The 16,043-nt window shown below is 28.6% G+C and carries 13 protein-coding genes, 1 tRNA gene and 1 pseudogene; 2 read left to right on the top strand and 13 right to left on the bottom strand.

What is annotated here, in order from left to right; all coding sequences use genetic code 11:
* Positions 1-51: 51 nt before the first annotated feature.
* A complete protein-coding gene (locus tag CSPB_RS05775) occupies positions 52-714 on the top strand; it encodes a hypothetical protein (RefSeq protein WP_089193513.1) in 663 nt (220 codons plus the stop codon).
* Here the strand turns inward: CSPB_RS05775 and CSPB_RS05770 are convergent.
* Genes CSPB_RS05770 through CSPB_RS05755 form a run of 4 tightly spaced genes read right to left on the bottom strand, consistent with a single transcriptional unit; the run spans position 711 to position 4,967 of the window.
* On the bottom strand, positions 711-2,432 hold the full coding sequence (locus tag CSPB_RS05770; RefSeq protein ID WP_089193512.1) for an ATP-binding protein: 1,722 nt from the start codon (positions 2,430-2,432) through the stop codon (positions 711-713). The genes CSPB_RS05775 and CSPB_RS05770 overlap by 4 nt on opposite strands.
* Complete coding sequence (locus tag CSPB_RS05765) at positions 2,432-3,661, bottom strand: OmpP1/FadL family transporter (RefSeq protein ID WP_089193511.1); 1,230 nt, start codon at positions 3,659-3,661, stop codon at positions 2,432-2,434. The genes CSPB_RS05770 and CSPB_RS05765 overlap by 1 nt, the downstream gene beginning before the upstream one ends.
* Positions 3,658-4,503: a deoxyribonuclease IV gene (gene nfo, locus CSPB_RS05760; protein WP_089193510.1), complete on the bottom strand. Its 846-nt coding sequence runs from the start codon at positions 4,501-4,503 to the stop codon at positions 3,658-3,660. Before nfo ends, CSPB_RS05765 begins: the two co-directional genes overlap by 4 nt.
* A complete protein-coding gene (locus CSPB_RS05755; RefSeq protein ID WP_193625237.1) occupies positions 4,500-4,967 on the bottom strand; it encodes a hypothetical protein in 468 nt (155 codons plus the stop codon). Before CSPB_RS05755 ends, nfo begins: the two co-directional genes overlap by 4 nt.
* A gap of 70 nt (positions 4,968-5,037) precedes the next feature.
* On the opposite strand from CSPB_RS05755, the gene CSPB_RS05750 reads away from it, so the two are divergent.
* A tRNA-Glu gene (locus tag CSPB_RS05750) sits at positions 5,038-5,112 on the top strand.
* Positions 5,113-5,145: 33 nt separating this feature from the next.
* Here the strand turns inward: CSPB_RS05750 and CSPB_RS05745 are convergent.
* From CSPB_RS05745 to CSPB_RS05705, 9 genes and pseudogenes are all read right to left on the bottom strand, one after another.
* The gene (locus CSPB_RS05745) at positions 5,146-5,853 is read right to left on the bottom strand and encodes a DUF4230 domain-containing protein (RefSeq protein WP_089193508.1); all 708 of its coding nucleotides are present in this window, start codon (positions 5,851-5,853) and stop codon (positions 5,146-5,148) included.
* Between the two features lie 12 nt (positions 5,854-5,865).
* Entirely contained in the window at positions 5,866-7,077 is a 1,212-nt protein-coding gene (ilvA, locus tag CSPB_RS05740) for a threonine ammonia-lyase (protein ID WP_089193507.1), read from the bottom strand.
* A gap of 3 nt (positions 7,078-7,080) precedes the next feature.
* On the bottom strand, positions 7,081-7,476 hold the full coding sequence (locus CSPB_RS05735) for a CoA-binding protein (protein ID WP_089193506.1): 396 nt from the start codon (positions 7,474-7,476) through the stop codon (positions 7,081-7,083).
* 79 nt (positions 7,477-7,555) lie between these two features.
* Positions 7,556-7,892, bottom strand: a pseudogene (locus CSPB_RS05730) (TIGR02328 family protein).
* A gap of 5 nt (positions 7,893-7,897) precedes the next feature.
* The gene (locus CSPB_RS09130) at positions 7,898-8,152 is read right to left on the bottom strand and encodes a DUF1722 domain-containing protein (RefSeq protein WP_089193505.1); all 255 of its coding nucleotides are present in this window, start codon (positions 8,150-8,152) and stop codon (positions 7,898-7,900) included.
* Positions 8,153-8,315: 163 nt separating this feature from the next.
* On the bottom strand, positions 8,316-8,849 hold the full coding sequence (locus CSPB_RS05720) for a ClbS/DfsB family four-helix bundle protein (RefSeq protein ID WP_089193504.1): 534 nt from the start codon (positions 8,847-8,849) through the stop codon (positions 8,316-8,318).
* 624 nt (positions 8,850-9,473) lie between these two features.
* The gene (locus CSPB_RS05715) at positions 9,474-13,235 is read right to left on the bottom strand and encodes an N-6 DNA methylase (RefSeq protein WP_089193503.1); all 3,762 of its coding nucleotides are present in this window, start codon (positions 13,233-13,235) and stop codon (positions 9,474-9,476) included.
* A 1-nt stretch (position 13,236) separates the two neighbouring features.
* Positions 13,237-14,343, bottom strand: a complete 1,107-nt coding sequence (gene trmA / locus CSPB_RS05710; protein ID WP_089193502.1) for a tRNA (uridine(54)-C5)-methyltransferase TrmA — start codon at positions 14,341-14,343, stop codon at positions 13,237-13,239.
* Between the two features lies 1 nt (position 14,344).
* Positions 14,345-16,015 carry a Na+/H+ antiporter NhaC family protein gene (locus CSPB_RS05705; protein ID WP_089193501.1) on the bottom strand — a complete coding sequence of 557 codons (1,671 nt, stop codon included), beginning with the start codon at positions 16,013-16,015 and terminating at the stop codon, positions 14,345-14,347.
* Between the last annotated feature and the right edge of the window lie 28 nt (positions 16,016-16,043).

Genomic DNA, 16,043 nt, shown 5'->3' with positions numbered 1-16,043 from the left:
AATAAATTGTTTTACAGTTGCATTTGTTTTTATATTGTAAAAGGATTTTTTGTGTTATTAAAGCCGTATTTTGCACCTATTTTAACAATTGTAATGTTATGCATATTTTATACAATAAGTATGTTTTTTGAAGATGTTATAAGCTTTTATAAAGTTGAGGGTGGACTTGATTTCATAACATATTTTATGTATTTTTTATCCTTTTTTATTGTGATTTATTATAAATCTGCTTTTAAGAAACATATGATTGATTTTTATCTTTTTATGTTTTTATTTATAGTTGCCTTTTTAAGAGAAAGTGGAGCACAAAGCTGGATACCAAGCAAAGATACAACCGCTTTTAAAATCAGATTTTTTACAAATCCAGATAATCCTTTAATAGAAAAAATTGTTTCATTGATAATTATTGTAGTTTTATTAGTTGTTGTGGGTTATTTATTAAAAAAATACTTTGTTAAAATATTTAAAGGCTTTTTTAAATTTGATACTCTTTACTTAACAGTGGTAACTTTTGGAGTTATAGGAATATTAAGTAAAATAGCTGATAGATTTCCAAGTATATACAATAAGGTAGTAGGAGTGGAAATACAAGGGGATTTTGAAATTTTATTACTCTTGATAGAAGAGGGTTTAGAGGCTATGTTGCCTGCTTTGTTTGCAATAGGAGTAATGCAGTATTTTTATATACAAAAGCAAAATTTAAATCAGTTTTAAATTAATCCAACCTTTTTTTCATTTCCAAATGCTGAAATTTGCTCCCTTTTTATAGTGCTGATAAAATCTTCCATACAAAATATCGCATCTTCTTTTGTAGCTACTTTTAGGGCTGTATTTTTAAGAACTAATACTATTTGAGCACCGCTTAATTCATATTTTGCAAGCTCTTTTATATCAAAGTTTATTTCAAAACTTGCATTTTCAGGTAAAATTTTTCTCCAAATGCTAAGTCTTTCTTCATAGTTTGGTTTTTTGAACTCTATTTTATAATCAAACCTTCTTGAAAAAGCACTATCAAGGCTTTGCATGAAGTTTGTTGTTGCTATTAAAACACCCTCAAATCTCTCAATTTGCTCTAAAAATATATTTTGCATCTGATTGTGCATTTTTTCAGCACCGCTTCCACCATTTTCTATTCTTGTTGATAAAAACTGATCTGCTTCGTTTAGCAGCAAAACTGGTTCGCTATTTGATTTTTTACATATTTCTTTATAAGTATCAAATATTTTTCTAACATTTTGTTCGCTTTCACCAACATATTTTGAAAGTATTTTTGAGCAATCAAAATGTAGAACCTGTTTTTTCAAACTTTTTGCTAAAGATATAGCTGACATTGTTTTTCCAGTTCCAGCAGGACCATAAAATATAACTTTTACATCTACATTTTTTCTTTTTTTTATTCCCCAAGAATTTAGTCTTGATATAACTTTTTTATCCATTTGACGCATAATGTGTTCTAAAAGCTCTTTGGTTTTATCATTTAAAACTACATCATTTATATCTGTTTTTGGATCTATTAACTCGAAAATATCTTGATCTTTTACAATACTTTCTAATTTTATTTTTTTATTTTGTTGTTTGTTTTGTGGTCTCATAATCTCTTGAAGAGTGTCTTCATTTATAAAAAAACTTCTACTTATATTTCCTGATAAATTTAAAATTTCATCATAGTCTATGAGAGAATTTTGTATAAGCTTTGAGCTTTCTTCTAATAGCGAGCGGTTTTTTATCTTTTCAAATTCATTTTCACTCACTAAAGAAAGCAAAGTATTCATATCTCTTAAAATTTCATATTCGCCAGAGTATTCCTCTTTTAAAATAGCTAAAAAAATTATTTTTTCTTTATGAGAGAGCATATTGTCTTTGAAAATTTGCTCTACATTTAGAGTTATTTTGCTTATTTTTATACGCTCTGCTATGCGGGTTTCTAAATTTTTTATATGATTTATTATTCTGTTTTTAGCATCTCCTCCTTGAGATATGAGTGAGAGTTTATAATACAAATCTATGCATAAAAACTGATCTTTTAAGTATTCTAAATGATCTTCGTAAGCTGTTAATTCTGGTATATCATGAGTAATGCTACCATCTTCTAGCAGTTTTAGAAATGACTGTGAAAGAGAAATTTCTGTATGAAGAATCGACAAAAGTCCAATTTGTTTTGAAATATTATCTGTTTTAAATATATTAAAACCTTGTATTATCCAACCTAAATCAAGTAAAGACTTTATATCTTTTATATGCGATAAATGTTCATAATTTTTATCTCCATAAATTTCAACTAGAATGTCATACACACTATTTTGTGCATTTCCGCTTATATAAGCTTTTGTCATATGTTTGAGGATTAAAGACTCATCATGCGAAAATTTTATAAGCTTTGTTAATTCACACTCTTTTGTTGTAGAAGTTAAAAATGTCTGTAAATATTTCATTAAAAATTATACCTAAAAGTTAAATTGGCTATTTGCGCATCTCCGTTATTTATCGTTCCTTGTGCTGTACCTATATAATTTCCTGTATATGAATTTACGTCTTGATTGGTTCTTTGCATATACAAGTAAGCAAGAGCAACTTCGAATTTTGGACTGAATTTATAGTTTAATCCTGTTGAATATATATAAGATTTTGAATTTGGAAGTTCAAAATTCATTTTATCACTATGAGCTGGATTTTCATCTATCGCAAAACCAGCCATTAGTCTTAGTTTAGTGGTTGCATCAAATGCAATACCAAATCTATAAGTGCTTGAATTATCCCAGTTTCTTTGAGCTGGATCATCAAATACTTTTTTTGCTATCGCATTTGGCATCTTTTTGTCATAATCAAAATCGAGCTCTTTAAAATCAGACCAATAAGTTCTTTCATAAGCAAACATATATGTAAATGCGTTATAGTTATAAGCTATAGCTAAAACTAGATTTGCTGGAAGCGGCAGAGTGATTTTTGCTGGAGTACTCATAGTTGCATTGCCAAATTTAAAATCACCATCTCCTTTTACGGTTAAATCAACTTTTGATCTATATGTTGCAGATAAACTAAGATCTTCTATAGGTTTATATGTAATGCCTAAGTTATATCCATAGTCTATACTATCACCTTGCAGTTTTCTGTTAAAATTCGTAATGCCATTTTCTACTGTTCCATCTGAATATAAAGCTCTTAATCCTAAACCAAGCGATATTTGATCACTTAGTCTATATGCAATGCTTGGATTTACTTCAAGAATCTTAAGATCAAATTTTTTACTAGTTGCTGCTGGATAAGGATCATCCCATAGCATCTGAACTCCAGCTGGAACTGCAGTTGAAAGACCAAATCTAACATTTGGAATGTATTCTGGCGATATAAAATATAGTTGAGGTACAAAAATATTATAGTTTTGAGATTTTGTGCTATATGTTCCGGGCACGCTTGATTTGTTCTCAAAACTTGTTTTTCCTAAATAAAAATATGATATACTTGTTTCCAAACTATGCCAAATATCATACATAAACATCATGTTTGCAGGATTGTAATATGCTGCGTCACTTCCAAAACTATAAGCGTAGTTTGATCCAGCAAGTGCGACAGAATCGGCACTTTGCTCCGGAATTTTGTATCCAGATGCGTTTAATACACTGGTTATACAAATTGGTAAAATAATTAAGTTTATTTTTTTCATTTATCTCCTAATTTTCTAAGTAAATTTATCTCTTTATCCCAAATAGTATCATCAATAGTTTCTAAAATAAGTGGAATATTATTACTCATATCATCTTGCATTAAATTTGAAAAGCCATCAAGTCCGATAGTTCCTTTACCTATGCTCTCATGCCTATCTTTTTTGCTTCCAAATTTAGTCTTAGAATCGTTTATATGCATACCTTTTAGAAATTTTTTGCCAATGATTTTATCAAATTCATCAAAAGTTTTTTTATATTTGCTTTTACTTCTTATGTCATAACCTGCAGAAAAAAGATGACATGTATCTATACAAACACCGATACGCTCTTTGTCTATGCAGTTTTGCACCAAATAAGCAAGATGAGAAAAATCAAAACCTAAATTCGAGCCTTGTCCTGCTGTATTTTCTATGACTAAAGTAACATTGTGTGAATTTTGCAAAAGATAATTTATAGAATTTGATATATTTTCAAGACATTCATCTGTGCTTATCTCATTTAAGTGTGATCCTGGATGAAAATTTATCAGCTTTAAACCAAGTAAATTTACTCTATTTATCTCATCTAAAAAAGAATCTATGCTTTTTTGTCTCTTGAGTGGATCATTTGAGCCTAAATTTATAAGATAACTATTGTGAACTAAAACATGCTCTGGCAATATTTCTGCTTTTTGCAAGTTATTTTTAAACTCACTTATATTTTTATTATTTAATGGCTTTGCACTCCATTGTCTTTGATTTTTAACAAACATTCCAAAAGCATTTGCACCTATATTCATAGCATTTAGTGGCGCATTTTCAATCCCACCTGCTATACTAACATGTGCACCTATAAATTTCATTTTATTAACCTTAAAACTATTGTAATATTATTTTTTGTATCTTTAAATATAGATTTATTATTACAAACTTCGTATTCTATAGAATTTTTGCTTATATTTTGTTTGAATCCACAATCTGTTTTTATTAAACTTTCTTTTTCGTAAATTGGTTTTTGATTTATAATGTCGTTTAAAAAACTATCATAATGGGACTCTAGAAGGTATTTTTTATTAAAATCTATTTTATTGCTACAAGCTGAGTTTATGCAAATTTTATCTTTTATATCAAGCTTTAATATGCTAACTCCGGAGTTATAAATTTGCAGCGTTGTGTAGTTGTTGTAATAATGGATAAAACCAGCGTCACTTATCTTAAGATTTGGAGAATTTATAGTAAAAAAAACTGATGATGAGCTTTGTGGTGTATTTTTTATAGAACAAGCAGTAAAAAATAGCACAACTATAATAGTTAATAAGTTTTTCAAACTCCATATCCTTTTTTATTTAAATTTAAGATAAATCTTTGTATAATTCGAACTTCATTCAATTTAACTTGGCCCCTTCGTCTAACGGTTAGGACATCGCCCTTTCACGGCGGTAACACGAGTTCGAATCTCGTAGGGGTCACCAACCTCCCACCTTTTTTTTGTTAAGTTTATTTAGTTAGATTTTCTCTTCTTTTGTATCTTGTATATCTAGGCTAACTTTTGAACTTTGTGCTTTGTTATCTTGAAATACATACTCGATATTTTTAGCACCAAAACTATTCGCAATTGCATTTAGAGTATCAGTTGCGGATTTGTGAATTTTTGTTTCAAGATCTTTTATCATCGATAGTGATATAGATTTTACTTCATTTTTCGCCTCATCTATAAGTTTATTTTTATCTTCTTCGCTAAAACTAACACCTAAAAGTCCATTTATAGAATCAGGCAACAAAAATGGTAAAAATTTAGAATTTTTTTCATCATAAATTTTCATATCAGTTATAGAGTATTTATACTTACAAGGAGGCATAGTTATCTTGTATTCGCCATTTTGAAGATTTACTATGTTAAATTCATCGCTTTTTAAATCATAAATAAAATTTATCTCAAAACCAAATATTATTGCAATTTGCTTTTGAGAAAGCGACCAGCCAAATAAAGGTTTCCATAGTTTTCCATTCATTGCATCTGCTTTTTTTGTAACTATTTCTTTGCTGATAATTTGAAAAACATTTAATTCGCCTATGCTTCTAAAACTTGTTATTTCAGATGTAATGTCTGGTTTTGAAACTGTGTTTAGCGCTTTAATCTCTTTTGCCTGTCTATATACAAAAGTTAGCGTTAAAACAAGTAAAAAAGTTATGATAAGTGTTAAAATTTCCATTTTTATTTCCTTTTAATATTTTTGTGTAAATTCATATCCAGATTCGTGCAATTTGGTTGCAACAAGTTCTTGATGAGCCTTGCCTTTTGTTTCAAGTGTAATCGAAATTCTTGCATCGCCATAATCAAGTTCGGTTGAAAATCTGTCATAATCAATCTTGATTATATTTGCATTTGCTTGTCTAAGAACATCTGTAAGTCCCATTAGAGCACCGGGTTTATCAACAAGAGTTACGCTTATATACATTTTTCTATAAGATTTTATAAGACCTTTTTCTATGATTATATTTAGCATTTGAACATCTATATTTCCACCACTTAAAATTATTCCGATGTTACTACCTTTTTTGTATTTAAACTTATCGCTCATTAATGCTGCAACTCCGGCTGCACCAGCTCCTTCGACTATGATTTTTTGCTCTTCAAGCAGATAAAGTATAGCATTTGCAATCTCTTCATCATCAACTTGAACAAACTCATCGACACATTCTAAAATGTGTTTTAATGTTACGCAGCTTGCATCTCTAACTGCTATGCCATCTGCGATTGTTCTAACACTTTTTGAATTTATAGGTTTTTTTGACTTAAAGCTATCAAACATTGCAGGTGCACCTTTTGCACCAACTGCTATAACTTTGATTTTTGGATTTATTTGTTTAATGCAACTTGCAACACCGCTTGCAAGCCCACCACCACCAACAGGAAGAACTAATATATCTAGGTCACTAACTTCTTCAAGCATTTCTAAAGCGATAGTTCCTTGTCCTGCTTCAACAAATTCATCATCAAACGGGTGAATGAAAACTAGTCCATTTTCTTTTGCATATTCTTGTGCATAAGCATATGCTTCATCGAAATTATCGCCTTTTAATATAACTTCAGCACCAAGAGATTTTGTCCCGCTAACCTTAAGAAGAGGAGTTGCTTCGGGCATTACGATAACTGATCTTATGTTAAAACTTTTTGCACTTATTGCTACACCTTGTGCATGATTTCCTGCACTTGCTGCAATTACTCCTTTTGCCATTTCATCTTTTGTAAGATTTGCTATTTTATTGTAAGCACCCCTGATTTTGTAAGCACCAGTTCTTTGCAAGTTTTCTTTTTTTAAATATATATTTGCTTCATGTATTTGGCTTAGTTTTGGAGCCAAAGCACATGGAGTTTTGTTTATAAATTTATCAATAGTTCTTTTTGCTTGAATGATTTTATTTAAATTTACCATTGTTTATTGTCCTTTTATTGCTTTGTGTTCTATCATAATGCATTTATCTTGTATAAAATTTATCCCTTTTTCTTTAGCTATTTGTGATGCTTCATCATTTGTTATTCCAAGTTGAAGCCAAAGAGTGTTTATGTTGTGCTGTATGCATTTTTGTAGTAAATTTTTTGCATACACTCCTTTTCTAAACACAACAACTATGTCTATTTGGGTATTTATATCATCTAAATCTCTATATACTTTTTGATTTAAGATTGTATCAAATTTAGGATAAATTGGAAAAATATTAAAATTTTGTTCTAATAAATACTTGCCAACTATATTACTCGGTTTACTTTCATTTGGTGAAAGCCCTACTATTGCTATGTTTTTAGCACTATTTAAAATTTGCTTTATATTCATATTTTTCCTTTTTTAAGTAGGAAATTCTATCATATTAAAATTAATTTAATTTTATCAAATTATGATTTATAGATATAAATTATAAAAAGATATTTTTTTGTTTTAAATTTTCAAGACACTCTTGTAAATATGATTTATCGTGTTCACTATAGATTGGATGAGGTAAGATTGATGGAATTTCTAATGTCAGATAGGGGGTAGATTTTTTACCACGATACCTTGGATCTAGCCATTTTTTGTCTATATGGTAACCCCTTAATGTCATTTCTGTCATTATCAAAGAGTGATATAAAAACAGCTTATTTGGATTATGTCTAAACACATAGTCTACGGTAGAGTGTTTTTTTGCCCCAGCCATTTCCTCTTAATGCACAACATTCTCGGTGCTGTCCTAAAAGTTGAGCTCTTGGTAAAATAGGTATTAGCTCTTCGTGCCAAAGTCTCGTTTATTTATCTTTTTATAATAATCAAAAATGCTTGTGTTTTGCAAATACTCATTTGGATACATAATAAGAAGTTGTTCTAAGAAGCAAAAAATCTCGATATTATGTATTTTGGAGAGTTTGTATTCACTAAGTAGAAAGAAAAATTTATTCTTCTCATTTGATTTAGCTTGTTTTTTAAAATAGCCCCAAATATGCTTAGAAGAGTTTAATAATGGTTTTAATACATTTATAAATAATTACACAACAGAACTTACATACTATATAATAGAAGATAAAAGATATAAAATTTCAGATATTACTTTAGAAATTCCTGATTTTGTATGTGTAAATGCAGATGAAATAAAAGATGATTTCAGGCTTGAAGTTGCCGACACAATCTGTCAATTTTTTATTTTACGAAACCGTAATTTGTAACGCTATCTTCTTCCATTTTCTGATTTTTGTTTTGAAAGTTTTAAAAGGTGCAACAGTATTCACATGAATAAATTTATATACTTCCCATACTGCTGTTTTAGTAGCTTCATCAGCCCATTTTCTCATATGTGGTTTAAATAATTCTTCGTTACTTAACGAATCAATCATTACATAGATAGAATTAACATTTTCATTTAATTTTGCCTTCAACTCTTGTAAGGATAAATGAGCGTAGGTATCCGTGAACCACTGATATAATTCACCAAGTTGATTCCATTTAAATTCATCCGATGGTGTTTTTACTTGAAGCCCCTTTCTTTCATCTTCTTCCCATTTAAGAAGCAAACTTGTCCAGCCAACCTGATAAGCAAGATTTTCTGCTGGAGTTCTATCAACTTCATCAACTCTCTTATCTTTTAAATTTTCTGGAATATTATCAAATTCTGAAATATACTTCTCAAATGCTTTATTAATTTCAGTCTTGAGTTCTTCTTTATTTTTATATGTTTGCAAAAATCGACCTTCTTTTTGATTTGTACTGACCTTATTCTATCATTTGTCTCTTGCAAGAACGTTATAAGCACTACCACAATTATCGTTATTCCATATGGGATGACAATCCAATAATATTCCTAATAGTAACATTTTTTGTATAAAAGAAGCTATGATACCAAATATACAAAACATCATTAACAAATTAATATACTTTTCTTATACCGATTAAGAATGTTCAAAAGGCAGTTATAATGCTTAGAAATAAATCGATTGGAAATAGGATTATTTTTATTATCCATACTTATAATTTCTTATTCCTTGCTTCTCAAATCATTCTTTGTGTCTCTAAATGCCATATTAATACAAACATAAACAATCAATATAATTTTTCTTCTTTCTCCACTATACTTTATTAAATATAAAATGCTTTATTATCATATTTTTCATTTTTTAAAAGAAAATTTTACCATATTAACATTAATTTAATGTTAGCATAACGTCACATTCTATATAGCTTTGTACGCTCTTGGAACTATCGAAATTTATTTATTATATTATTCAGCCCAAAATAAAAGATATAGCTATATTATTACAAAATAAATAATCAGCTAAAACTATCTAACTATGGTTGATTTTTTACTATTAATTTAGGTATTTTTTAAGAATATTGCTTATTTCAGTATTTGAATCAAATTGAGCTTCTTTAAGTTTTTTTATTTTTTCTTCAATACTTATTACTTTCATCATATTTTCGTTTTGTATTTCTATGCCCGGAACTTTAACAGAAATACTTTTTATTCTATCTAGAGAGGCTCTATGTGCTCTAGAAAATCCTATTCCTTTACCCTCTTTTTCTAAAAGATATGCCATATATCTTGGATTAATTTTACTTTCATCAACGCTCATTACTCCGCAGTGATCAGTAGGATAAAACTCATAGCCTTTAGCTAAAATATTTACCATCCAATCTCCATCAATGCCCCATATTATGTATGGTTTACTAAAATCTCCTATTAACTCTCTTTTAATTAAACCCATTGGTTCAAATACATTTGCACTATAAACAGGGATTCCTTTTTCAGTAAGATCACTTTGTAAAACTCTTTTACCGATAGAAAGGTCAAATACATTGGAATCACTTAGTTTATATGTTATATACTCCCCCCTCCCGTTAGGTTTTATGACTTCAAGCTCTTCAAATATTTTTTGAATTTGTGATTTATACTCTTCTATTTCCATACGAGTTTTTTCATATTTTTCTTCGAGTTTATTGCATTCAGAAATTATTTTTTCTTGGATATCTAATGGCGGTACTGGAATTTTAATATTTTCAAAATCTGATGAAATATTTTTTATATTTCCGCCTAAAGCAAGACTTTTTATTTGTTTTTCGGTAACATCTGATGATAAAACAAAAAATAAATATTTTGCTAATATCTCTTCTATTAAATTAATTCTAATTATTCCCATAAAACCACCAGCATATTTTTCTAAATTTGAATTAATAAATGCCATCTTACCAATATGCTTTAAACTACCACTAGATAAACATATAAAAATATCCTCTTTAATCAACTTTTTTTCTTCATCCATTTCATAACTATTATCTATAAAAATCTCTTTTTTTATATCCAATCTGTTATCTAATGTTATATTGTCTGCGGTTAAAATCACATTATTTGTTACAAATAAACTTTCCTTATCTTTTGGGTAGGTAACTCCTCTTATTAATAAAAACCCATTTATATTTTTTAATTTCTTTATATTATATTTACTAACAATATTTATATTTCTTTTTTCTATTAAGCTTATTGACGTATCAAACTTTTCTCTCTCAAAGTCAAGCATATTTTTAGTTTGAAATATATTTGTATATTCTTCTAACTCTTCATCAATATTTTTAAGATTACCATTATACATCTTTCTAATTAATGGTGAAATGTGTTTATGGCTTTCTCGATTTTTAGGGTCATATAAGAGTCCACTCATTTTTTGAATTTGTATGCCCTCGTTACCTTTTCTGTTAGACCATTTATATCCCAAATATTTATACTGTTCATTTGCATTTGTGGGAGATTTTACAATTAAGGTTTCCTGATTTCTAACAAGAGAAAAATAAAATAATTTATCTTTTTCTATTTCTTTTACATTAACATAAAAAATATTATTTATCTTAATTTTTTGTTCTTTTTCATTAAGTTTCTTAAATGTATTTTTAGCAATTAGGTTTTTTAGCTCTGTAGAATTTTTAAAGTCATTTACATACATTTTGAAATAATCATCATCTGAAAAATCTTCATAGTCCCTTTTTTCTTCTATAAAATCAATATAAATTTCTTCGTCTACACCGATATGATTAATATAATCATCAAGTATTTCATTGTCCAACCATTCACTAACTTTTTGATTATTAAAAATCGCTTGTACTGTATCTTCTATAATTTTAAAGTATTTTGGAGGTTCATTATATTTTTGTAAAAATAAAACTATAGTATTCGTACCTGTCGCACTAAAAGTTTTATCAGCAAATTGTGCAATAGCTTTAATTTTAAAATTTTTTAGTATAAGCTCTCTTGCACCTATATAGCTATTAGAGGTATTACTCAATATACTTGATGGAAGTATTACAGCCGCAATGCCATTAGGTTTTAAAAGTTGTGCTATCTTTTCTACAAATAAAACCTCTATCTCACTACCATCATTTGAAATAAACTCAGTTAGTTCAAATTCATTTTCTTCTAATTCTAAATGACTTTTAAAAGCTTTTACAGAATATGGAGGATTAGCCACTAAAATATCAAAAGAATTATTTTCTACTCCTTTATCCTTATGATTATCAAGTCCATCTCCAAAAATAATATTTCCTTCTCCTGCACCATTCATAAAAAGAGAGATTTTGGAAACTCTTGCAAGTCTATAGTCCTTCTCTATTCCATAAATATTTTCACTTACCCAATTATTATCATTATTTCCTTTGACTTTGTTTATTAAATCTATGCCTTCAGTTAAAAAATGTCCGCTTCCACAAGCATAATCGATTACTTTAGGGTAGGCATCTTTTTTATCAAGGCTTTTTAAATTTTCTATTGGCAGACTCTCCCAAATAAATCTTGTTATTGGAATAGGTGTAAAAAATTGACCCTCGTTTTGCTTAAAACCTTGATTTAATAATTGTTCAAATAAATCTCCCAAAAATTGATGTTTTGATGGATATACAATCCTATAATTTTCAAATAGTTTTACAACTTCTACTAAAATTTTGCCATTTTGCCTGAAAAGTTCTTCATTATGAACATCTTTAAATGCAAAATCGCTGTTGGAATAAAATTTTAATTTTCTAAAAGTTTCTTTTAAATCTTCAATGGCATTTTTTCTATTTTGTCCCTTGTATGTCTGGAATAAGTTTAGTGGATATTCCGAAGATATATAAAATATCTCCTCTTTCATAAATTTATCCATACCATCTTTATAGAGCCTTTGAAGTCTATCTAATAAAGTTTCGTAAGTATCAGTACCATATTTAAATTGAAAATCTACTATGTCTTCTTTGCTTTTTGTTATTTCATCTACTAATTTACAAATAAATAAGGCTGTAAGTTTATTAAAGGCATTTTCCTTATCAGATACATTGTTATGTCTTAAAATTTCTTCAAATTTATTAACGATTTTATCTCTTGGATTAAATTCTTTTAAATCTTTAATTCTTAAAGGTTTTTCGCCAATGTTATAAGCTATAGTATCTTCTCTAAAGATTAAATCATCATATATCTTTTGATTATATGTTTTTATCCAAGTTTCAAAAGCTTTTTCTTTTGAGCTTGAATTTTCATACAAGTCTATATTTTTATCCTTTTTTTGCATATCCTCTGTATCAAAAACAGGTATAGTTTTTACTTGGTGCAAGAGTTTGCTATTTTCAAAATTTGAAGCATATAAAATCAGCCATTTTGCGGATTTTTCTTGTTGATAGTAAGAAAATAATTGCCCTCCGTCAGATTTTAAAGTCTTTAATTCTTTATCAAATTCATCTCCATATGTTTTGCATTCAATTATAAATAAAATATCATTGCCAGTAGCATTCATTACGCAAATATCTGCACGACCGCTTTTTTGTAAATGTCCTAAAGACCATCTTTTTTCAATCTCTATATGTGATGGCTTATATCCCTTTTCTAAAAGCCTGTGAATACATTCAAAAACAACAAAATTCTCGTTGTCTGAAAAATTTGTTGTCTGTCTTTCATTAACTGTTAATCCTTTTTCTATTGGATATATTATTTTTTCATTATTAAAATCTACTATGATTTCACAATTTGTAGTGTCAAAATGATAAATGTATTTATCTTTATTTTCTGTATATCCTAAATGTTCTAATAGATTTTTTAAATTATCTTTTGTAATCAATCTATACTCCTTCATTGTATTTTCTAGACATCAATACTATACACTCTATATGATCTGTGTTTGCAAATTGATCAAATATAGCAAATTTCGTAATCTTGTGGGTTTTTAATAGTTTTAAAATATCTCTTTTTAGTGTGTTTGGATTGCATGAGATATAAACTATATTTTTAAATTTAGCTGCAAATTCGCATACTTCATCACTAAGTCCAGCTCGTGGCGGATCAACTAAAAGATGAGAAAAATTAAATTCATTTAAGCTTATATCTTTTAGTCTTTTAAACTCTCTTCCGTTAAAAGCTTCTATCAATTCATTTGCATCAAGCCTAACAAAGTGTATGTTATTTGTGCTGTTTAATTCGCAATTTTTTATAGCATTTGCTATGGATTTTTTAGAAATTTCAGTAGCTAGAACTTTTTTAAATTTAAATGAAATTGGTATAGTAAAATTTCCATGCCCACAATACATTTCTAATAAATCTTTACCATCTTCAATGCAGTTGATTGCCCAAGAAATCATTTTTTGATTTACTATTTTGTTTGGTTGTAAAAACGCACCTTCACTTATGATATATAAAAATTTTTTACCATTTATAATTAGTTCTTCTTTTAGATTTTCGCCATTAAATGAAAGTTTTTTCTTTCTTGATCTTGCTATAAGAGAGATATTTAGCGTCTTTGACAACATCTCAAGCTCATCTTTGATAAGAAAAATATCTTTATGATATAGTAAAACTACTTGTGTTTGAAATTTAGTTGTTAGAAACTCAGCTCCAAAAAGTTTTGTTCTTAGGTTTTCATTTTGATTTATAATATCAAGTAATTTTGGCATTAAATTAGCTATTTTTTCATCAACTTTTGGACATTCATCGATGAGAACAAAACGCGTCTGTTTGCCATTCATTGCGTAATTTGCTCTGCTTTCATCATGATATATGCTAAACTCAGATCTTATTCTATATCCACTTGGCAATGATGAGAAAATTTCTATCTCATCATTATAAATTTCATTAAAAATATTTTTTATAGTTGTAAGTTTATCAACAAGCTGTTTTTCGTAAGGTTCGTTTTTAGTACAACTTCCGCATATCCCGAAGTATTTGCAATCCAAATTACACCTTTTTACCAACAAATCTTACTATAAGTATAATGCTTAAAGAACCTAAAGCCAAAGTTATCCATACATTAAGTCCAAGAGCTGTCATTATGTATGAAAATATGCTTATTATACAAACTGTTATCGCGTAAGGAAATTGCGTAGAGATATGTTTTATTAAATCACAATTTGAGCCCATTGAAGAGAGTATGCTCGTATCTGATATCGGAGAGCAGTGATCTCCAAATATAGCTCCTGTTAAAACAGCACTAATGTTTAAAATCATATATCCATGAAGTATTTCATTTTCAAATCCGCTTGCATTTCCAATACCAGCAGCCAAAGGCACAGCCAAAGGCATCAAAATACCCATAGTTCCATAACTAGTTCCTGTTGAAAAAGATATAAAGCTTCCTAATATAAAAATAAACACAGGCAGTATAAAATTAGGCGTATGATCGCTTAATACCATAACAAGATAAGCAGATGTTCCAAGTTCTTTTATAGCAGAGCTTAGTGACCATGCTAATAGAAGTATAACTATGGTTATTATCATACTTTGCCAACCTTTTATCCATGTGTCAATTGCTTCTTGTATGCTAAAAATTTTTCTATATATTCCCATAAAAATAGCAACTATAGATGCAAAAAGAGCTGCTTCAAAAAGCACTATTGAGGCATCTGCTGCACCAAAAGTTTCTCTAAATGCAAGTAGACTAAAGGGCGCATCTTTAACTTTTTGTAAAATTTCGCCTTCTAGTGCACTTAAACCGTTTATATAAAATCCTACAAATGAACCTATCATTAAAATAAGCACTGGAACTAATGCATTGGATACTTTAAGTTCTATACCGCTTTTTGCTTCTAGTGTTTGATTGTCTATATTTGCTATTTTATACTCTTTTGAATCTATTAATCCTTGCTTTGCTCTTCTTTCTGCTTTTAACATAGGACCAAAATCTCTACCAAAATACGCTATACAAAATACAAAAAACAGCATAAAGATATTGTAAAATCTATATGGTAATGTTTGAATAAATATAGAAAATGCATTGATATTTGTAATTCCTATGATAGAATATGCATCTTTTATAAGAGAAATTTCAAGCCCCACCCATGTCGAAACTACCGCTATTCCAGTAACTGGTGCTGCAGTTGAGTCTATGATAAATGCTAACTTTTCTCTTGAAATTTTAAATTTATCAGTAACAGGACGCATAATAGGACCAACTATGAGAGAGTTTGCGTAATCATCAAAAAATACAAAAAGCCCCATTAACCATGTCGAAATTTGCACAGAACATCTATTTTTAGATTTTTTGCTAAGCCAAATTGCCATAGCTTTTGTGCCGCCCATTTTTGTAATAAGTGCTATAAGTCCGCCTATACATAAAACTTGTAGCATAATTCCGGCATTCCATTTATCAGCCATTGAGTTAACAATTCTCATCGCTATATCTCCAAAAGCATTCATAAATGAGCTTATGGCTGAATTATTGTTTAAAGCGAGTAAATATCCACCACTAAAAACACCAATAAACAAAGATAATATAACATTTTTTGTTATAAATGCGAGTCCTATGGCAAGTAGTGGCGGTAGTAGTGTCCAAGAACCATAAATTTCTGCATTTGCATGTGTATCGGCTAGTAAAAGCATTGGAAATAAGAACATCAAAAGAGCTCTCATGTGTAACCTTTTATTTAAAATACAATCT

It is taken from the genome of Campylobacter sputorum (assembly GCF_002220775.1).
Classification (GTDB): Bacteria; Campylobacterota; Campylobacteria; order Campylobacterales; family Campylobacteraceae; genus Campylobacter_F; species Campylobacter_F bovis.
The sequence above is the reverse complement of the archived record's forward strand: the minus strand, read 5'-3'. Positions and strand labels throughout refer to the sequence as shown.

Excerpts from the sequence above, each read along its gene's own strand:
- ilvA (WP_089193507.1), bottom strand. The coding sequence starts at position 7,077 with ATGGTAAATTTAAATAAAATCATTCAAGCAAAAAGAACTATTGATAAA.
- CSPB_RS05745 (WP_089193508.1), bottom strand. The coding sequence starts at position 5,853 with ATGGAAATTTTAACACTTATCATAACTTTTTTACTTGTTTTAACGCTA.
- nfo (WP_089193510.1), bottom strand. The coding sequence starts at position 4,503 with ATGAAATTTATAGGTGCACATGTTAGTATAGCAGGTGGGATTGAAAAT.
- CSPB_RS05765 (WP_089193511.1), bottom strand. The coding sequence starts at position 3,661 with ATGAAAAAAATAAACTTAATTATTTTACCAATTTGTATAACCAGTGTA.
- CSPB_RS05735 (WP_089193506.1), bottom strand. The coding sequence starts at position 7,476 with ATGAATATAAAGCAAATTTTAAATAGTGCTAAAAACATAGCAATAGTA.
- CSPB_RS05705 (WP_089193501.1), bottom strand. The coding sequence starts at position 16,015 with ATGAGAGCTCTTTTGATGTTCTTATTTCCAATGCTTTTACTAGCCGAT.
- CSPB_RS05770 (WP_089193512.1), bottom strand. The coding sequence starts at position 2,432 with ATGAAATATTTACAGACATTTTTAACTTCTACAACAAAAGAGTGTGAA.